The organism is Methylobacterium sp. C33D (genome assembly GCF_053345825.1).
On sequence record NZ_JBKFAV010000158.1, the window covers coordinates 1 to 334 of the forward strand.

A 334-nucleotide genomic window follows, 5' to 3' on the forward strand; every position below is an offset into this window, starting at 1 on the left:
TGAACGGCACCGTCGTGAGGACGAGCCGCCCGTTCTCCCGCGCGACGTGCCGGACCTGGGAGGTCCCGATCCAGGCCTCGTTCCAGGACGTGTCGATGTCGTGGACGACTTGGTCGCCCTCGAACCGGTAGGTCCCGGCATAGGCGAAGAAGGTCTTGTGGAGCCTGGTCCGGTCCGCGTCGGACATCTTGTCGTTGGCGATCGGCCGCTCCCGGCCCTGGTGGGCGCAGACCACCATCATGCGCCCGTCGCGGCCGTAGTGGATCCACCCGGTCGGCTCCGGGCCGCCATAGGCGCCGACGGTCTCGCCCGTGTCGACGATCCGGCGCGTGGC

1 protein-coding gene is annotated in these 334 nt (G+C 70.1%); it reads right to left on the minus strand.

The features are described 5' to 3' along the window. The coding region (locus tag ACLBXO_RS31845) for a lipocalin-like domain-containing protein (protein ID WP_447687930.1) at positions 1–334 on the minus strand (334 nt) is incomplete at both ends.